Source organism: Burkholderia sp. JPY481 (assembly GCF_038900515.1).
GTDB lineage: Bacteria > Pseudomonadota > Gammaproteobacteria > Burkholderiales > Burkholderiaceae > Paraburkholderia > Paraburkholderia youngii.
In genome coordinates, this window is sequence record NZ_JAYMRT010000225.1 from 1 (window position 1) to 255 (window position 255).

Annotated in this window: 1 protein-coding gene; it reads left to right on the forward strand. The window is 66.3% G+C overall.

Annotated features, from left to right (window positions below; genetic code table 11):
- A partial coding sequence (locus VSR82_RS40460) for a secretin GspD/PilQ domain-containing protein (RefSeq protein ID WP_498858972.1) occupies positions 1-255 on the forward strand: 255 nt, incomplete at both ends.

Genomic DNA, 255 nt, shown 5'->3' on the forward strand with positions numbered 1-255 from the left:
TTGGCGACATTCCCTGGCTGGGCCAGCTGTTCCGCTCCGAGCAGAAGACGCGCAACAAGACTAACCTGATGGTGTTCCTGCGCCCGGTCATTCTCGCCGACCGCGACACCACGCAGGCCGTCACGGCGAACCGCTACGACTACATCCAGGGTGTGCAGGGCGCGTACCGTCAGGACAACAACATCATGAGGGATCGCGACGATCCGGTCGTGCCGCCGATGCCGCTCGGCCCGAGCCAGGGCGGGGTGCCGGCGA